The following is a 14777-nucleotide window of genomic DNA, read 5'->3' on the forward strand; positions in this document are numbered from 1 at the left end:
TTTTGCTTTAAATTTGTAAAAAGGAGAGAAGATGAAAAGATCTCTTGTTGTTCTTTGTGGCGCGCTTGCTTTAAATTTACAAGCCGCAAGCATGGATGATATGATAAATAAAGGTGTCAAAATCGCCACTCACGCATCAAGCGGCGACTACAAAAGCATGGTTAGTGAGGCGCTAAATGCTGCTGTTAGCGAGCTTTCAAAAGAGGGCTTTATAAACAATACCACAGCTAAAATCCCGCTTCCAAAAAGCCTTGAGATGGCGTCAAATTTAGCCAAAAAAGTGGGCGGCGAGAAGTGGGCGCAAGACCTTAGTAGGTCGATAAACAACGCTGCAACCACGGCCGTGCCAAAGGCTGCTGAAATTTTTAGCGAGAGCATAAAAAATATGAGCGAGGCAGACGTCAAAAAGCTCTTTAACGGCGGCAGCGACAGCGTTACGAAGTATTTGCAGCAAAGCTCCAGCCAAAAGCTAAAGGCAGCATTTACTCCGATAATTGAGAAAATGATGAGCGATAATAGCTTTGCAACTGCCTATAATGGGCTAAATTCTTTCATCGGTAACTCAGCAAAAAACAACGAAACGATAAAATCAGTAAAGAGCTTAGCTAAAAATTTAGGTGCAGGCGAATATGTGCCAGATGATGGCGAAGACCTAAACGCATATATCACGAGAAAGACGCTAGATGGGCTATTTAACGTAATGAGCGAGAAGGAAAAGGGGCTAAGAAGTGGCTTTAACCTAGATAGTGGCAAAAAGGTGTTTGACTCGATCTTTAAATGAGAAATTTAAGCGCTCAAAACAAAGCCGACATCGCTCTTATCGTAGTTTCCATCGTTTGGGGTGCTACGTTTTTACCCATGGCAAACGCACTAAAGACAAATGGCGTCTTTGTCATGCTTTTTTGCCGGTTTTTTCTCTCGGCTATCTTTATGGGCTTTGTCGCGCTTAAATTTAGTAAAAATTTCGACAAAAAGAGCGTTATATATGGCGTTATCCTTGGCGCGGTGCTGTTTTTGTCATTTGCAACGCAGACTTACGCCCTAAAGCTTACATTTAGCTCAAGCGTCGCCTTTATCACGGGGCTTGAGTGTGTGATAGTCCCTTTTATGGCGGCGGTGTTTTTTAAAAATAAGATAAGCATTTTTGCTATTTTTGGCGCACTCATCGCTATTTTTGGGCTTTGGCTCTTAAGTGGCGCCACGCTCGCACTTGGGGCTGGCGAGGCACTAGCGCTTGTTTGCGCCATATTTTACGCACTTTACACGACGCTAAATGGCCACTTTGTAAGAAAGAGCGAGCTTTATTTGCTTGTCTTTGTGGTCTTTCTCACAAATGCCATGCTCTCGCTTGTTTTTGCGCTTTTTCAGGGCAGTATCGTGCCAAATTTTGATAGGGAATTTTTCATAGCGATATTTATCACGACGGTGATTGGCACCATTTTTTGCTACTTTGTCCAAACGATCGCTCAAAGATATACGACCGCTAGCAAGGCGGCCCTATTTTTCTGCCTAGAGCCAGTCTCTGCTGGGCTGATCGGCTACTTCATAGCTGGCGAGATACTTAGTATCTGGCAAATTTTTGGAGCCATGCTTATCATCTTTGGCGTCATTTTTAGCGAATTTGGCAAGCAAATTTGCTCTAAATTTAAGCTTTAAAAGACAAAAAGCTTCATCTGTGAATCTATCTTTTCATCTATAAACTCGCCGTCAAATTTCTCTTTTAACATCGCTAAAACTGTCTTTTCATCGTAATTTTTAGCTCCGTTTATCTCAAGGTGCCAGCAGATATTTTCAGCAGCTTCTTGCACGCTTCGTCTAGCGATCCTAGTTTCGTTTAAAATTTCACTCTTATAGGCAATGCCTTGCTCGTTTAGCCACGCTTCAAGCCTATTTACAACATTTTTTTGCGAGAGCGTGCGGCCAAATTTTTCAAAAAATGGCTCAAGCAGATCGGAGCTTCTAGGCTTGTCCCAGCCAAGATAGAGCTTTTGCTTAGCGCAGTTTTGAAATCTCATAAAGTCCTCGTCACTTGCAATGGCTGGGCTCATCGTGCAAATGGCGATATCAAAGTGTTTTTTAGGCTTAAATTCTCTCCATGAGCAAACCTCGCTGCTTAAATTTGTCACGCCAAATCTCTTTGCGTCCTCATTTAAAATTTCTATCATCTTTTCAGAGCTATCTATGCCTGTTATATGTTTAGCCGTTTTTGATAAAAATATGCTCCAAACTCCTGTGCCACAGCCAATATCTAAAATTTCTTTGCCACTAAAATCAACTCCCCAAGCCAAAGCTTTGGCATAAATTTGTTGCTGGATAGCGCTGATCTTGCCATCAAATCTTTGGTAGTTTGACGCCTTTTTGTCCCATAAATTTTGCATTTTAGCTCCTTATTTTTGGTTATAATTTTAGCAAAAAAGGTCAAAAATGAGAGATTTTGTATATCACGTCACCATCCCGCCACAAGCCATAGATATGCACGGACATATGAACAATGTCTATTATTTCACGCTTATGCAAGAGGCCGCATTTGCTCACTCTGCCGCAGTTGGCGACACGGTTGAGGCGCAGTATAAAAGGGGTGAAATTTGGCTCATTAGAAAAAATGAAGCAAAATATATAAAAAGCGCAAAGCTGATGGATAAGATAGAAATTCACACCTACACACAGGCCGATGGCAAGGCCACTTCGAGCAGATATTTTGAGTTTAAAAAGGATGGCGAGCTAATAGCAACTGGCAAGACGGAGTTTGTCTATATCGATCTAAAGACAAACCGCCCAAAAGCGATCCCAGCTGAGATCATCGCGCTTTACTCATGACCACACTCGTCGCAAACGCCCTTTATCACGGCGCTTTTTATATTTTTGGCAACGTTTAGGCGGGGCATATCGATGTTTGTCACCTTGTGGCAGACGTCGCAGATGAAGTAGGCTTTGGCTTCATTTGCCAGCTCGTAGTAGCTCTTGTGGTTGTTTTCGGTTTTTATCACGAGATTTTCTTTTTCAAAAATTTCCATACTTCTGTAAAAGGTCGTCTTGTTTGCGTCAAGGCTCTCTAAAATTTCATCATAGCTTAGCGGTGCTTTGGCGTTTTGTAAAATTTCAACAAGCTTTATGCGAAGCGTCGTAGCCTTGATATTGTGCTCTTCTAAGAAATTTCTCGCGTTCATCTTTGCCCTTTTTATTTTGCGTATATTAACGCTAAAAGATTTAAACTATATTTAAAAGAAAAGGCTAAATTTAGGCTTTTGAACTTTAAGTTGCAACCAAGTTGCATTTTGCTAAACTTCGCAATTATTTTTTTAAAGGAGAGATAATGAGAAAAATTATCGTTTTATTAGCTGTTTGTGCTTTGTCTCTTTTTGCAAAGCCGGTTGTGACTACTAGCATACTGCCAACGAAATTTTTTGTCGAGCAGATCGCTGGAGATACGCTTAGCGTAAATGTGATGGTTGGCAAAGGGGCTGATCCGCACACCTACGAGCCAAAACCAAAGCAGATGAAGGAGCTTGAAAAGAGCGAACTTTACTTTGCTATCGGCATCGAGTTTGAGGACGCGTGGCTTGATCGCTTCTCAAAAACATTTAAAGATTTACGCATCGTAAAGACGCAGGAAGGCATCGAAAAGATCGCTATGAGCGAGGAGCATGAACACCACGAGCATAAGCACGATGGAGAGCATAAGCATGAGCACCATGATCATGAAGGAGAGCACCATCATCACCACCATGACGGCCTTGATCCGCACATCTGGCTTGACCCTATCTTAGTAAAAACTCAAGCTGATAACATCGCAAAGGCACTAATAGAGAAATTCCCGCAAAATGCAAAGCTTTATGAGGAGAATTTGGCTAAATTTAAAGCTAGCCTTGATGAGCTTGATAGCTTTATCAAAAACGAGCTAAAAGATGTCAAAACTCGCGAATTTATCGTATATCACCCATCTTGGGGCTACTTTGCAAAGCGCTATGACCTAGAACAGATCGCTATCGAGATAGAGGGCAAAGAGCCAAAACCAGCTGAGCTAAAAGAGCTTATAGAAGAGGCTAAAGAGCACGGTATAAAGGTCATTTTCGTAGCTCCACAGTTTCCAACAAAGGCTGCAAATTTGATCGCAAAAGAGACTGGCGCAAAGGTCGTCATGATAGATCAGTTGCCTGAAAACTGGCTAGACGAGATGAAAAAAACGGCTGAAATTTTCGCTAAAAGTCTATAAAAATGTTAGCACGCCTGATCGTCATTTGCCTACTAACCATAAATGCTTTCGGGTGTGCTCTATGCTCGCTTTACAGCCCAACTGCTCACGTTAGCGCGAAATTCGTCGCACATGAAAACAACATCACGCAAATAGCTTTTACTTGGACCTTTTCGCAAAATTTCTCAGATCTTATGAAGCAAAATTTTGACCTCAATCAAGATGAAAAGATAGATGATAAAGAGCTTAGAAAGATCCGCTTAAATTTACTAGACTACCTCGTGCCAAGGCACTATTTGACGGACATTGAGTACTATTACAAGGACGAAAACGCCACTAAAATAGAGCCAAATTTAAATGAATACAAGCTCTACTTTGACGAGGGCAGGCTTAAATTTGACGTGAGTTTTAAGACAAATTTAGTGGTAGCTGACGGACTTGTCGTGTCGGTTGATATGGAGGATAAAGAGGGCTATTTTAACTTCAAATTTACGCAAAATAACGCATTTTTGGTGGGTGAAAGCTTCTGGGCGATACCAAATTCAAACTCAAATTTGATATTTTTTACATTTTCAAGCAAAGAAGCGGCCAAAGCTCACAACGAAAAGCCAGCGCTTAAAGAGCTGCTAAAAGAGCCAGTAGCAGGCGTGAGCGATGAAAATTTAAGCCAGATAGATAAGATCGATGAGGCTAAATTTGACATCGTCTCAAAAACTAGTCTAAGCTTGCTTGATAGGCTAAAGCAAATTTTAAGAAGCGTGGATCACAAAAGTCCGCTTGCGCTGCTATTTTTAGCGTTTATCTCATTTGGCTATGGCTTCTTGCACGCTGCTGGAGCAGGCCATGGCAAGGTGCTAACAAGCTCATATTTTGCCGCAACTGGTGGCAGCTACAAAAGGGCGTTTTTATTTGCGTTAAAGATCGGTTTTATGCACGTTATAGGCGCATTTGTCTTTGTCTTTGCTAGCTTTTTGTTGCTACGAGAGGTGAGTAACGACCTTACAAAGGACACAGCTAGCATAACGACCGCATTTTCAGGGGTCGTGATCTTTTTTGTGGCTATTTTTATGCTCGTTAAAAAGATCAAATTTTATCTTTCAAACAAAAATGAGACTAAATTTTATATTTTTAGATCAAATCTAAGTCAAAATTTGAGTAAAAATACAAAATTCACAAGCGAATGCGGTTGTCAAATTTGCTCCACTAAAAAGCCAAAGAGCAAAGAGGAGTGGCTAGTAGCGGCCGCTGCGGCTCTTGTGCCCTGTCCTGGCACGATACTAGTCTTTGTGCTGGCAAATGAGATAGGTAGCTACTTTGCAGGCGTGATAAGTGGCCTGTTTATGGCGCTTGGCATGAGTGTGGTGATATGTGTAGCGGCAGTTTTTGGCTCAAAGATCAGCACGAGCATTAAGTTAAAAAAGTTTAAAATCTACGCAGAATTTGCAGCCCTTGGCATCATGCTTTGGCTTGGACTTTTCATTTTTGTCACGACATTTACGCAAAAGAGCCTGTTTTGAAAGATATTATAAAAATTAGAAATTTAAACTTTAGCTATGATAAGCAAGTCGTTTTAGAGGGTATTAACTTAGACTATAGTAGCGACGAGTTTTTAGCGATTATCGGTCCAAATGGTGGGGGAAAAAGCACGCTTTTAAAGCTCATTTTAGGGCTACTAAAACCACAAAGCGGCGAGATAAAACTCTTTGGCAAAGAGCCAAGCGAGGTAAGTAAATTTATAGGCTACGTGCCGCAAAATTTCCTCTCAAATCAAAGCTTTCCGATGATGGTTTTAGAAGTTGTTTTAATGGGGCTAATTGATAAAAAAATCTTTGGTTTTTACTCAAAAGATGAAAAAGCTCTAGCGCTAAGTGCCCTTGAAAAGGTCGGTATGAGGGAGTTTGCAAACGCGAGGATCGGCGAGCTAAGTGGCGGTCAAAGGCAGCGCGTCTATATCGCTAGAGCGCTTTGTGCAAATGCAAAAGTGCTCATCCTAGACGAGCCAACAGCCAGCATCGACACAAAAGGGCAGGCTGAAATTTATGAAATTTTAAAGGGCATAAATGCAAATGGCGTTGGTGTGGTTTTAGTTAGTCACGACCTAAATATCGTGCTAAATTACGCTACAAAGATCGCTTACGTGAGTAAAAATTTACACATTCATAAAACGCATGAAAACCTTGCAAAGAGGGAATTTATCGAGCATCTAGCTAGAACGCATAGCCATTTTTGTGATGTCGAGATCGCACTTGGCGAGTGTGGCTGCGAAAAGACAAAGAGCAATGTTTTTAAATTTTAAAGAGAGAAAATGAGTGAAATTTTAGAGTTAAATTTTATGCAAAATGCCTTTATTGCGAGCATTTTAGTAAGCATAATATGCGGCATGATAGGCTCGCTTGTCGTGATAAACAAGATGACTTTCATCGCTGGAGGCATCGCACACGGCGCGTATGGCGGCATAGGGCTTGCGTTTTTCTTCTCACTTGAGCCGCTGCTTGGAGCGAGCATATTTTCGCTGCTTCTAGCGCTCATAATAGCCACGATCACGCTAAAAGATAAGACAAACATCGACTCCGTAATAGGCGCTATTTGGGCGATTGGCATGGCGATTGGCATCATCTTCATCGACCTAACGCCTGGCTATAACGCCGATCTTATGAGCTATCTTTTTGGTTCGATCCTTGCAGTTAGCGGCACAGATATTATCTTTATGAGCGTTTTAGACCTCTTGTTTTTGGCGCTCATCTCACTTTTTTACCGCCAGTTTGTGGCGATCAGCTTTGATGCGGAGTTTGCAAAACTTCGCGGGGTAAATACCACCTTTTTTCACTATTTGCTAGTTTGCATGATGGCGCTTTGCGTGGTGGCTACTATCCGCGTGGTGGGGCTAATACTTGTCATCGCACTACTTACCATACCGCCTTATATTGCGCAAATTTTTGCCAAAAGGCTGGGGCTCATGATGCTAATCTCAACCATTTTTTCTATCATTTTTTGCTTTATCGGCCTTGTGATCAGCTTTTATTACAACCTCACAGGCGGAGCTAGCATCATCTTAGTCGCCTCACTTTGCTTTTTTGCATTTAGCTTTAAATTTAAAAGCTTGCGCTCGTAGCTCTTTTTAACCTAAAAAGCGTCCAAGCCAAAAAGCAAATCGCCGTAAAATAGACGCTAAAAAATAGCGCTAGCCACATAAATTTGATCTCAAGTCCTAGCCAAAAGACCGCTGCGTAAAAGAGTGAGCATTGAAGCACGAGCTGTCTAAAGCCATTTAACAAAAAGATCGCTACTGGGCGTTTTATCGCCTGCAAAGTGCTGCCTGAGATGTTTATCGTGCCGTAAGCCATGTAGGCAAGTGAGTTGATGCCAAGGTAGAGTTTGGCTACCTCAAGCACGGCTGGCGTGCTGTCAAAGAGCCTGATCGCGCTCTCGCCAAAAAGCCTTATAAAGATGTAGGCAAAGACGCAGTAGATGAGCAAAAAAAGAAGCGATAGTTTGTAGCACTGCAATGCTCTTTGAAAGCTCTTAGCGCCGTAGTTTCTTGAGATGATACTAAGCACTCCTGCTGCCATGCCGATGGTTGGAAGCACTAAAATTTGCTCGATCCTTAAGGCTATGCCATAACCTGCCACTGCATTGACGCCGTAAAAGCTCACAAATTTTAAAAGTACGAGCGAGCCAAGTGACATTGAGAGGTAGTTTAGACAAGCTGGCAAGGCTTGCTTTAGTATCTTTGCCCAGACGGCGAAATTTGGTACGAAGTAGCCTAAATTTCTAGGATCTATCATCTTGCTCTTTCTAACTTTAAAAAAGAGGTAGATCATACCTAAAAACTGCACGCTAGCCGTTGCTAGAGCAAGGCCCTTTACGCCAAGATCAAAGCTAAAGGCAAAAAGATAGCAAAAAAATGCATTGATAAAAAGGCCGCAAAATAGCCAGTTGCGGTAGCTTTTAGTATCGCCAAGCGCGACTAGAACGCCGTTAAGCGATTTTATAAGCAAGAAAAATGGAGCTGCAAGAAAGATGACACCAGCGTAGTCAAGTGCCTCTTTGATGTAGTGATGATCGGCGCCTAAAAGAATTAGTAAATTTGGCGCTAGCAAGTAGCCACATAGCCCCATAAATAGGGCAAAAAGAAGCACAAAGACGATGCCATTTGAGGCGTAAAGTTTAGCCAATTTTGGTTTGTTTGCGCCTAGACTATTGCCTATTAGCGCGGTGAGTGCCGAGCCAAAGCCAAGCCCGATGCCAACGATACTTAGATAGAGCAAAAAACTCATCGCCATGCCAGCAACTGCTATGGTAGAAATTTTAGCGGCGAAAAATGTGCCAGTGACGTTGTAAAGGGTGTTAAACATCATGCCCACGCCAGCTGGCAGTGAGAGTGAGATGATTAGTTTATTTAGTGGGTCTTTTAGTAAGTCCAAGCAGCCTTCTTGTTAAATTTCATATGAGCTAAGTTCTATCAAATTTCCATCAAAGTCGTAAATATATAAACTCTTCATTGCCCCAAGTGCTCCATTTCGCCTAACGACGCCAAGCTCGATCTCTACGCCTTTTGCAAGAAGCTCTGAGCGCACGTCTTCTATGTTGTCTTCAACTATTAAACATATATCAGCACTGCCCTTTGTTGGATGCTTTGCCGCAGGTAAAAACTCGCCCTCAAACCTATGTAAATTTATCTTTTGTGAGCCAAAATTTAGGCTAATGTGACCGTCTTTCTGAGCTAGTCGCATGCCTAAAATGTCGCAGTAAAATTTAAGCGCCTCTTTAACGTCGCTTACTACGATCACGATGTGATCTAAATTTTTTATCTGCATTTTGGCTCACATTTTTATTTTTGATCTCTTAAAGCCCTTTTTCTAGCGTAGATATTTAGGCATTCAACCGCTAGTGAGAAGCCCATCGCAAAGTAGATGTAGCCTTTTGGCACATGCACGCCAAAGCCATCAAGCACGAGCGCAAAGCCAACAAGCACCAAAAAGGCAAGTGCGAGCATTTTTATCGTTGGGTTGTTATCGACAAATTCTGAGATCGCCTTTGAGGCAAACATCATCACACCAACTGCGATGATGACGGCAAGTATCATGATATCGATATGTTGAGCCATACCAACTGCGGTGATAACGCTATCAAGAGAGAATACTATGTCTAAAATACCTATTTCTAGGATAGTCGCAAAAAATCCTGGATGAGATTTGCTCTCGTGAGCCTCTTCATGCTTGCCAGTGGCGTTTGCGTGGATCTCCATTGATGATTTTACTATCAAAAATAGACCGCCTATTATGAGCACTAGATCGCGCCCAGTGATGCTAAGCTCGCCTATGCTAAAGAGCGGCTTTGTAAGCTTCATGATCCAAAATAGCGAAAGTAGCAGTATGATCCTAGTGATCATCGCAAAGCCAAGCCCTAAAATGCGGCCTTTGCCCCTTTGCTCTGGTGGCAGTTTGCCTACTAAAATAGCGATAAATATGATGTTATCTATGCCTAAAACTATCTCCAAGCCAGTTAGCGTAAGTAGCGATATCCACGCCTCTGGCGAACTTATCCATTCAAACATTCGTTGTTTCCTTTGTTAAGATTTTTATTATGCTTTGGGGCAAAATTTCATGCTCTATGGCGTGAATTTTAGCCTCCCAAGTCTCCAAGCTCATGCCATCTTCACGCTCAAACGCCCTTTGCGCGATCAGTTTGCCCCCGTCAAGCTCCTCACTCACATAATGCACGCTCACACCGCCTATCATCATGTCGCTCTCAAAGCTCTCCTTTATCGCATGCGCGCCCTTAAAAAGCGGTAGGATAGAGGGATGAAGGTTTATGGCTTTGATCTGTGCCGTGAAAACCGGCGTTAGTATCCGCATAAAGCCTGCAAGCACCGTTAGATCAGCCCCACTTTTTAAAATTTGCTCCACCAAAGCGGCGTCAAATTCCTCACGATTTTTAAATTTAGCGCTTTCTATTATCGTCGTTTCAAGCCCAAATTTTTTAGCACGCTCTATGCCAAATGCACCAGGCTTGTTACAGATACAAAGGCAAACTTCGATCTTTACGCCGTTAAAAATTTGATTATGAACTTTTTTAAGTATCGCTTCTAAATTTGAGCCACTGCCGCTAAAAAGCACGGCTATCTTTTTTGTAAGCATTTTACTCCTTTGATGATGTCTGTTGGCTCTAGCGCGTAGCTGTTTTTGCCAAAATTTCTAAGGCTAAGCGCGTGAGCTAAAGTGGCTGAAATGGCAGCACCAAGAGGCTCGTAGTCCTGAGCCAAAAGTGCTAGCACAAGACCGCTTAGCACGTCGCCACTTCCGCCTTTTGCAAGCGTGTTTTTGCCATAAGGCATGACGTAAATTTGCCCCTCTTTGGCGATTATAGTGTTTGCCCCTTTTAGCACAAGAACGGCATTAAATTTCTCGCTCCAAGCCTTAGCGTAAGCGTATCTGTTTTCTTGCAAGGTTTGCACATCTATATCGGCTATTTTGCAAATTTTTAAAAGCGAGCAAAACTCCTTTGGATGAGGTGTCAAGACGCAGTTTTTGCTTAGTAGATCAAGTACTTTTGGGCTGTAAAAGATATCAGCGTCAAGCACAAGCTTTTTGCCCTTTAAATTTTGCACCTCAAGCTCTTCTACGCCATTTTTACCAAGCCCCATACCAAGGGCTCCAGCGTTCATTTTCTCGCTTATCTTGCTAGCTTGCATGATATGCGTTGGTAAATTTAAACTCTGCTCGCCTATCACGCTAACTAGCCCAGCCCCAAAGGCAAATGCCGCCTTTGCGCAAAGCTTGCTTGCTCCCAGGTGCTCGCCAGATATGATAAATGCGTGGCCAAAGTCGCCCTTATTTACGCACTGATTTTTTCTATCTGGTAGCTCAAGATCGCATTTTTCAAGCAGGTGATAGTCGCTTTTGCACTCGTAGTTTTGCGAGCTTACGCCAAGAGTGGCGACCTTTATCTTGCCAACGTAGTCCTTTGCCGCGTCGCTATAAAGCCCTAGTTTTTTAGCTCCCATCGTGATAGTAGCGCCTGCTTTTACGCAAGCGCCAAGCACCTTGCCATCGTTACTTAGCCCACTTGGCACGTCGCAAGCGATGATGTAAGCAGGGCTAGCGTTTATCTTTGAGATGAGAGTGACTAAATTTTGATCCAAAGCTCTATTTAGTCCTGAGCCAAAAAGCCCGTCTATGACGCATTTTGCACTATTTAAGCTATTTTCTACCTCTTTGCTCTCACGCACACCAGCAAATTTAGCTCGCTCGAGCTGTTTGGCGGCTAGTGGCTTTAAATTTTTACTAGCTAGGATAAATTCACACTCATACTCGCCCTCTAGCATCCTTAAAGCACAAAGCACGTCAGCGCCGTTGTTTCCGCCACCGCAAACACCAAGCACTCTCTCGCCTTTTTTAAATTTCTTACGGATAAAATTTGCTATGGCTGTGGCTGCATTTTCCATTAAAAGCTCTTCGCTAAGGCCAAATTTCTCGCTCGCTAGCTCGTCCAAAACTCTCGTGTCTAAATATAAATTTTTCATTCTATGCCCTAAAACTAAGCGCCTCTAAGATGTGCGGCTTTAAAATTTGCTCACTCTCATCAAGATCGGCGATGCTTCTAGCCACTCTAAGCGTCCTTTTTATGCCCCTTTGAGAGAGATTGTACTTCGTGGTGGCCTTTTGTAAAATTTCACTTGCCTCAGCGTCTAGCGTGCAAAATTTAGCCACCTGCGCGTCATTTAGCTTGCCATTTAGCTCCATTTGATCACGCTTTTTTTGAAATATAAAGGCTTTTAAAACCATCTCGCTCATCTGCTGCGAGCTCAAACTAGCCTTGTCGCTTGGCGAGCTCTCGTCCATCGCGACTTTCAAGTCTATACGGTCAAGCACTGGGGCAGAAATTTTGGCTTTGTAGTTTTTGATCTCATTTTCACTGCATTTGCAGTTTAGATTGCGTGAGAATAAATTTCCACAAGGGCATGGATTTTGTGCGGCGACGAAGATAAATTTAGTCTCATATGTCACTTTTGAATTTACCCTTGCAATGTGGATTTGATTATCTTCAAGTGGCTCTCTTAGGCTTTCTATCACCTGTTTAGGAAAGTGTGGGAACTCATCAAAAAATAGCACTCCGCCATTTGCAAGTGCGATCTCACCGATCTTAGCGACGTTTGAGCCACCGCCAAAGATCGAGCTTTTTGTCGAGGTGTGATGTGGTGAGCGAAAGGCTCTAGTGCTTGTAAATTCGCTATCTTGCAAATTTAGCGAGCGGTAGGCGGCCGACTTTAGCACTTCTTCTAGGCTTTGTGGCGCCATGATATAAACTAGGCGTTTTGCGCACATGCTCTTGCCGCTGCCTGGGCTGCCTTCAAATAGGATATTGTGCATGCCAACGGCTGCGATGACGCAGGCTCTTTTGGCTCTACCTTGACCCAAAACGTCCTTAAAATCAAGCTCGTAATTTAAATTTGGAACATATTTTTTGCCGCCAACTTCTATCACATTTGAAAATAGCTCGTGCGTGGCGTTAAAATGAGTGCTTTTAGCAAATTCTGCGTCGCTAAAAAACTTTATCGCCTCTTCTAGTGTGCCAACGCCGTAAATTTCTAAATTTGGGATCATAGAAGCTTTGGGCGCTATCTCACTAGGCACTAAAATTTTTGCATTTTGCACCTGCGTGCTTAAAAAAAGTAGGATCGAGAATAAATTTGCCGTGCTTTTTACGCTGCCGTCTAGCCCAAGCTCGCCAAAAACAAAAATTTTCTCTAAGCTTTTTGCCTTTTGAAGGGCGATGAGAAGGGCTATGCTTAGATCAAAGTGTGAGCCACTTTTTGGTAGGTCTGAGGGGGATAAATTTATGGTTATTTTTTGCGCTGGAAAGGCAAAGTCAAGTGCCAAAAGTGCCGCCTTTACGCGCTCTGTGCTCTCTTTGATGCTAGTGCTTGCAAGACCCACGATGCTAAAGCCAGGAAGCCCACGAGAAAAGATCGACTCAACATCAATGATCTTTAGTCCATCGCCGTATGTAGCACATTTTAAGGACTTCATGATGTCTTTTCTTTTTTTTGCTTTTTGTATTCCTTGTCGAATTTTTTGCGTTTGTTAAAGCCTATTTTTTCTATAAAAAGATGTCCGTCTAGGTGGTCATTTTCATGCTGGATAGCGATCGCTAGTAGCCCGTCAGTTTTTAAGGTCTGCTCTTTGCCAAAGCGGTCTTGAAATTTGATGCTAACGACCTCACTTCGCTTAACGTCCTCGTAGTAGCCAGGCACGCTAAGGCAGCCCTCTTGATAGACGCACTCGCCCTCACGTAGCTCAAATTTTGGGTTTATGATCTCGATTAAATTTTCTTTATCTTGCACGCCCTCTTCGTTGGCTAAATTTATGATGAAAATTCTCTTTGCAACGCCTATTTGTATGGCTGCAAGACCGATGCCCTCTTTTGCGATCATCGTCTCATACATATCATCAAGAAGTTTGTGAAGCTTCTCATCGAAAACCTCAACCTCTTTTGAAATTTCATAAAGTTTTTTATTTGGATAGGATAAAACTTCTAGGATCAAACTAATTCTCTGCTTTCTCGTCTAAAAATAGTGGCTCATTTAGGTCTTGGTTGGTCTCTAGTTTGTCAAGTGCGTGAGATAGCAGCTCTTCGGTGCTCTTTGTCTTTGAGATCATGCTTGAGACGATCTGCACATCTAGTTTGCACTCTTCGTTGTCGATCTTCCATGGCATAGATGAGAGCATGTTTAAAATTCTCGCGCACGCTTGCTTTGTGCCGTTTTCGTCAGTGTATTTCATCACCATAGCAAAGCAGCCATCGCCGTAGTGTGCGACTATATCGCTTCTACGTGAAGTCCTTAAAAGAAGCTGTGACATGCTTTTAAACATATTGTTTCGCTCTTTTAAATTTTTAACGCGATTTGCAAATTTATCTTTTATCTTAACTAGCAAAAATGAGGCATTATAGCCGTAGCGCCTAACAGACTCGATCTCGCTGCTTATGGTCGCTACTAGAAATTTCTTGTTATAGACCTCGTAGGTCGTGTCGTAGATCGACTGCTCTTCGATCGCCTTAAACATCTTGCCGACCTCTTCATAGCTCATCTTGATGACATCAAGGTGCTTATCCATGAGGTCGTTTAGCTTGATAAGGTCTTGGTTAAAGGCGCTTAAAACGTTTTGGAGCGCAAGGACATTTGTATTGTTCTTAAGCCCATCCATACGCTTTTGCACTAGGCCTCTCATAACGCCTAAATTTTTATAGATGAGCACGACAGCTTGAAGCATGCTCTTTATCTGGATAAAGCCTTGTTTTACCTCTTTTTCGATAGAGATGTTGCCATTTGTCGGCACTGAGCTTTCAGAATTTGCCACAATGATATCGCCGATCTCTTTTCTAAACTCATCTGACTGCCCATCAAGCATTTTTTCAAAATATATTGAGTAGTTTGTCGGTGTAGATGGGACGTTGTCGTCACTTAACTCGTGCAAAACGTCCTCTGAAAATTTATAGATATTTACCTTTTCTTTTTTGACAGCTGGTTTTGCTTCAGCTGCTTTTTTCTTTGGATCTGGTGCGTTATCTATCTTTATCACTT

General features: G+C 42.5%; 17 protein-coding genes. 7 read left to right on the forward strand and 10 right to left on the reverse strand.

The features are described from left to right. The first annotated feature begins 31 nt into the window (after window positions 1–31). Both G6W42_RS00605 and G6W42_RS00610 read left to right on the forward strand, forming a co-directional pair. Window positions 32–781: a DUF4197 domain-containing protein gene (locus G6W42_RS00605; protein ID WP_194172543.1), complete on the forward strand. Its 750-nt coding sequence runs from the start codon at window positions 32–34 to the stop codon at window positions 779–781. Beyond that, the gene (locus tag G6W42_RS00610; RefSeq protein ID WP_194172544.1) at window positions 778–1656 is read left to right on the forward strand and encodes a DMT family transporter; all 879 of its coding nucleotides are present in this window, start codon (window positions 778–780) and stop codon (window positions 1654–1656) included. Before G6W42_RS00605 ends, G6W42_RS00610 begins: the two co-directional genes overlap by 4 nt. On the opposite strand, the gene G6W42_RS00615 is transcribed toward G6W42_RS00610, so the two are convergent. Beyond that, the gene (locus G6W42_RS00615) at window positions 1653–2378 is read right to left on the reverse strand and encodes a class I SAM-dependent methyltransferase (protein WP_194172545.1); all 726 of its coding nucleotides are present in this window, start codon (window positions 2376–2378) and stop codon (window positions 1653–1655) included. The two genes, G6W42_RS00610 and G6W42_RS00615, sit on opposite strands and share 4 nt — an antisense overlap. Window positions 2379–2424: 46 nt before the next feature. On the opposite strand from G6W42_RS00615, the gene G6W42_RS00620 reads away from it, so the two are divergent. Next, a complete protein-coding gene (locus G6W42_RS00620; protein ID WP_194172546.1) occupies window positions 2425–2817 on the forward strand; it encodes an acyl-CoA thioesterase in 393 nt (130 codons plus the stop codon). On the opposite strand, the gene G6W42_RS00625 is transcribed toward G6W42_RS00620, so the two are convergent. After that, window positions 2808–3167 carry a Fur family transcriptional regulator gene (locus G6W42_RS00625; RefSeq protein ID WP_148787381.1) on the reverse strand — a complete coding sequence of 120 codons (360 nt, stop codon included), beginning with the start codon at window positions 3165–3167 and terminating at the stop codon, window positions 2808–2810. The two genes, G6W42_RS00620 and G6W42_RS00625, sit on opposite strands and share 10 nt — an antisense overlap. 146 nt (window positions 3168–3313) lie before the next feature. Here G6W42_RS00625 and G6W42_RS00630 point away from each other — a divergent pair, with 146 nt between their 5' ends. Genes G6W42_RS00630 through G6W42_RS00645 form a run of 4 tightly spaced genes read left to right on the forward strand, consistent with a single transcriptional unit; the run spans window position 3314 to window position 7304 of the window. Beyond that, window positions 3314–4213 (forward strand): metal ABC transporter solute-binding protein, Zn/Mn family, encoded by a 900-nt coding sequence (locus G6W42_RS00630; RefSeq protein ID WP_194172547.1) that lies wholly within the window; start codon window positions 3314–3316, stop codon window positions 4211–4213. Window positions 4214–4215: 2 nt separating this feature from the next. Beyond that, entirely contained in the window at window positions 4216–5709 is a 1494-nt protein-coding gene (locus tag G6W42_RS00635; protein ID WP_194172548.1) for a nickel/cobalt transporter, read from the forward strand. Then, window positions 5706–6488, forward strand: a complete 783-nt coding sequence (locus G6W42_RS00640; protein WP_103620814.1) for a metal ABC transporter ATP-binding protein — start codon at window positions 5706–5708, stop codon at window positions 6486–6488. Before G6W42_RS00635 ends, G6W42_RS00640 begins: the two co-directional genes overlap by 4 nt. Window positions 6489–6497: 9 nt before the next feature. Beyond that, a complete protein-coding gene (locus G6W42_RS00645) occupies window positions 6498–7304 on the forward strand; it encodes a metal ABC transporter permease (RefSeq protein ID WP_194172549.1) in 807 nt (268 codons plus the stop codon). On the opposite strand, the gene G6W42_RS00650 is transcribed toward G6W42_RS00645, so the two are convergent. The 8 genes from G6W42_RS00650 to G6W42_RS10715 are packed head-to-tail and all read right to left on the reverse strand — an operon-like array spanning window position 7285 to window position 14775. Further along, window positions 7285–8616: an MATE family efflux transporter gene (locus G6W42_RS00650; protein ID WP_194172550.1), complete on the reverse strand. Its 1332-nt coding sequence runs from the start codon at window positions 8614–8616 to the stop codon at window positions 7285–7287. The genes G6W42_RS00645 and G6W42_RS00650 overlap by 20 nt on opposite strands. A 12-nt stretch (window positions 8617–8628) precedes the next feature. After that, a complete protein-coding gene (locus G6W42_RS00655) occupies window positions 8629–9009 on the reverse strand; it encodes a VOC family protein (protein ID WP_194172551.1) in 381 nt (126 codons plus the stop codon). A 14-nt stretch (window positions 9010–9023) separates the two neighbouring features. After that, on the reverse strand, window positions 9024–9749 hold the full coding sequence (locus G6W42_RS00660; RefSeq protein WP_103630010.1) for a TerC family protein: 726 nt from the start codon (window positions 9747–9749) through the stop codon (window positions 9024–9026). After that, window positions 9742–10332, reverse strand: coding sequence for a phosphoribosylglycinamide formyltransferase (gene purN / locus G6W42_RS00665; RefSeq protein WP_194172552.1), 591 nt, complete (start codon window positions 10330–10332; stop codon window positions 9742–9744). Before purN ends, G6W42_RS00660 begins: the two co-directional genes overlap by 8 nt. Continuing rightward, window positions 10314–11717 (reverse strand): NAD(P)H-hydrate dehydratase, encoded by a 1404-nt coding sequence (locus G6W42_RS00670; RefSeq protein WP_194172553.1) that lies wholly within the window; start codon window positions 11715–11717, stop codon window positions 10314–10316. The genes purN and G6W42_RS00670 overlap by 19 nt, the downstream gene beginning before the upstream one ends. A 1-nt stretch (window position 11718) precedes the next feature. Further along, entirely contained in the window at window positions 11719–13224 is a 1506-nt protein-coding gene (locus tag G6W42_RS00675; RefSeq protein WP_194172554.1) for a YifB family Mg chelatase-like AAA ATPase, read from the reverse strand. Then, window positions 13221–13739: a peptide deformylase gene (gene def, locus G6W42_RS00680; RefSeq protein ID WP_103568718.1), complete on the reverse strand. Its 519-nt coding sequence runs from the start codon at window positions 13737–13739 to the stop codon at window positions 13221–13223. Before def ends, G6W42_RS00675 begins: the two co-directional genes overlap by 4 nt. A gap of 1 nt (window position 13740) precedes the next feature. Beyond that, the gene (locus tag G6W42_RS10715) at window positions 13741–14775 is read right to left on the reverse strand and encodes a GGDEF domain-containing protein (protein ID WP_103558308.1); all 1035 of its coding nucleotides are present in this window, start codon (window positions 14773–14775) and stop codon (window positions 13741–13743) included. Window positions 14776–14777 lie beyond the last annotated feature (2 nt).

Source organism: Campylobacter concisus (assembly GCF_015230015.1).
Taxonomy (GTDB): Bacteria; Campylobacterota; Campylobacteria; order Campylobacterales; family Campylobacteraceae; genus Campylobacter_A; species Campylobacter_A concisus_AF.

Coding starts and splice junctions, on each gene's coding strand:
- G6W42_RS00605 (WP_194172543.1), top strand. CDS start 32: ATGAAAAGATCTCTTGTTGTTCTTTGTGGCGCGCTTGCTTTAAATTTA.
- G6W42_RS00610 (WP_194172544.1), top strand. CDS start 778: ATGAGAAATTTAAGCGCTCAAAACAAAGCCGACATCGCTCTTATCGTA.
- G6W42_RS00615 (WP_194172545.1), bottom strand. CDS start 2,378: ATGCAAAATTTATGGGACAAAAAGGCGTCAAACTACCAAAGATTTGAT.
- G6W42_RS00620 (WP_194172546.1), top strand. CDS start 2,425: ATGAGAGATTTTGTATATCACGTCACCATCCCGCCACAAGCCATAGAT.
- G6W42_RS00625 (WP_148787381.1), bottom strand. CDS start 3,167: ATGAACGCGAGAAATTTCTTAGAAGAGCACAATATCAAGGCTACGACG.
- G6W42_RS00630 (WP_194172547.1), top strand. CDS start 3,314: ATGAGAAAAATTATCGTTTTATTAGCTGTTTGTGCTTTGTCTCTTTTT.
- G6W42_RS00635 (WP_194172548.1), top strand. CDS start 4,216: ATGTTAGCACGCCTGATCGTCATTTGCCTACTAACCATAAATGCTTTC.
- G6W42_RS00645 (WP_194172549.1), top strand. CDS start 6,498: ATGAGTGAAATTTTAGAGTTAAATTTTATGCAAAATGCCTTTATTGCG.
- G6W42_RS00655 (WP_194172551.1), bottom strand. CDS start 9,009: ATGCAGATAAAAAATTTAGATCACATCGTGATCGTAGTAAGCGACGTT.
- G6W42_RS00660 (WP_103630010.1), bottom strand. CDS start 9,749: ATGTTTGAATGGATAAGTTCGCCAGAGGCGTGGATATCGCTACTTACG.
- purN (WP_194172552.1), bottom strand. CDS start 10,332: ATGCTTACAAAAAAGATAGCCGTGCTTTTTAGCGGCAGTGGCTCAAAT.
- G6W42_RS00670 (WP_194172553.1), bottom strand. CDS start 11,717: ATGAAAAATTTATATTTAGACACGAGAGTTTTGGACGAGCTAGCGAGC.
- G6W42_RS00675 (WP_194172554.1), bottom strand. CDS start 13,224: ATGAAGTCCTTAAAATGTGCTACATACGGCGATGGACTAAAGATCATT.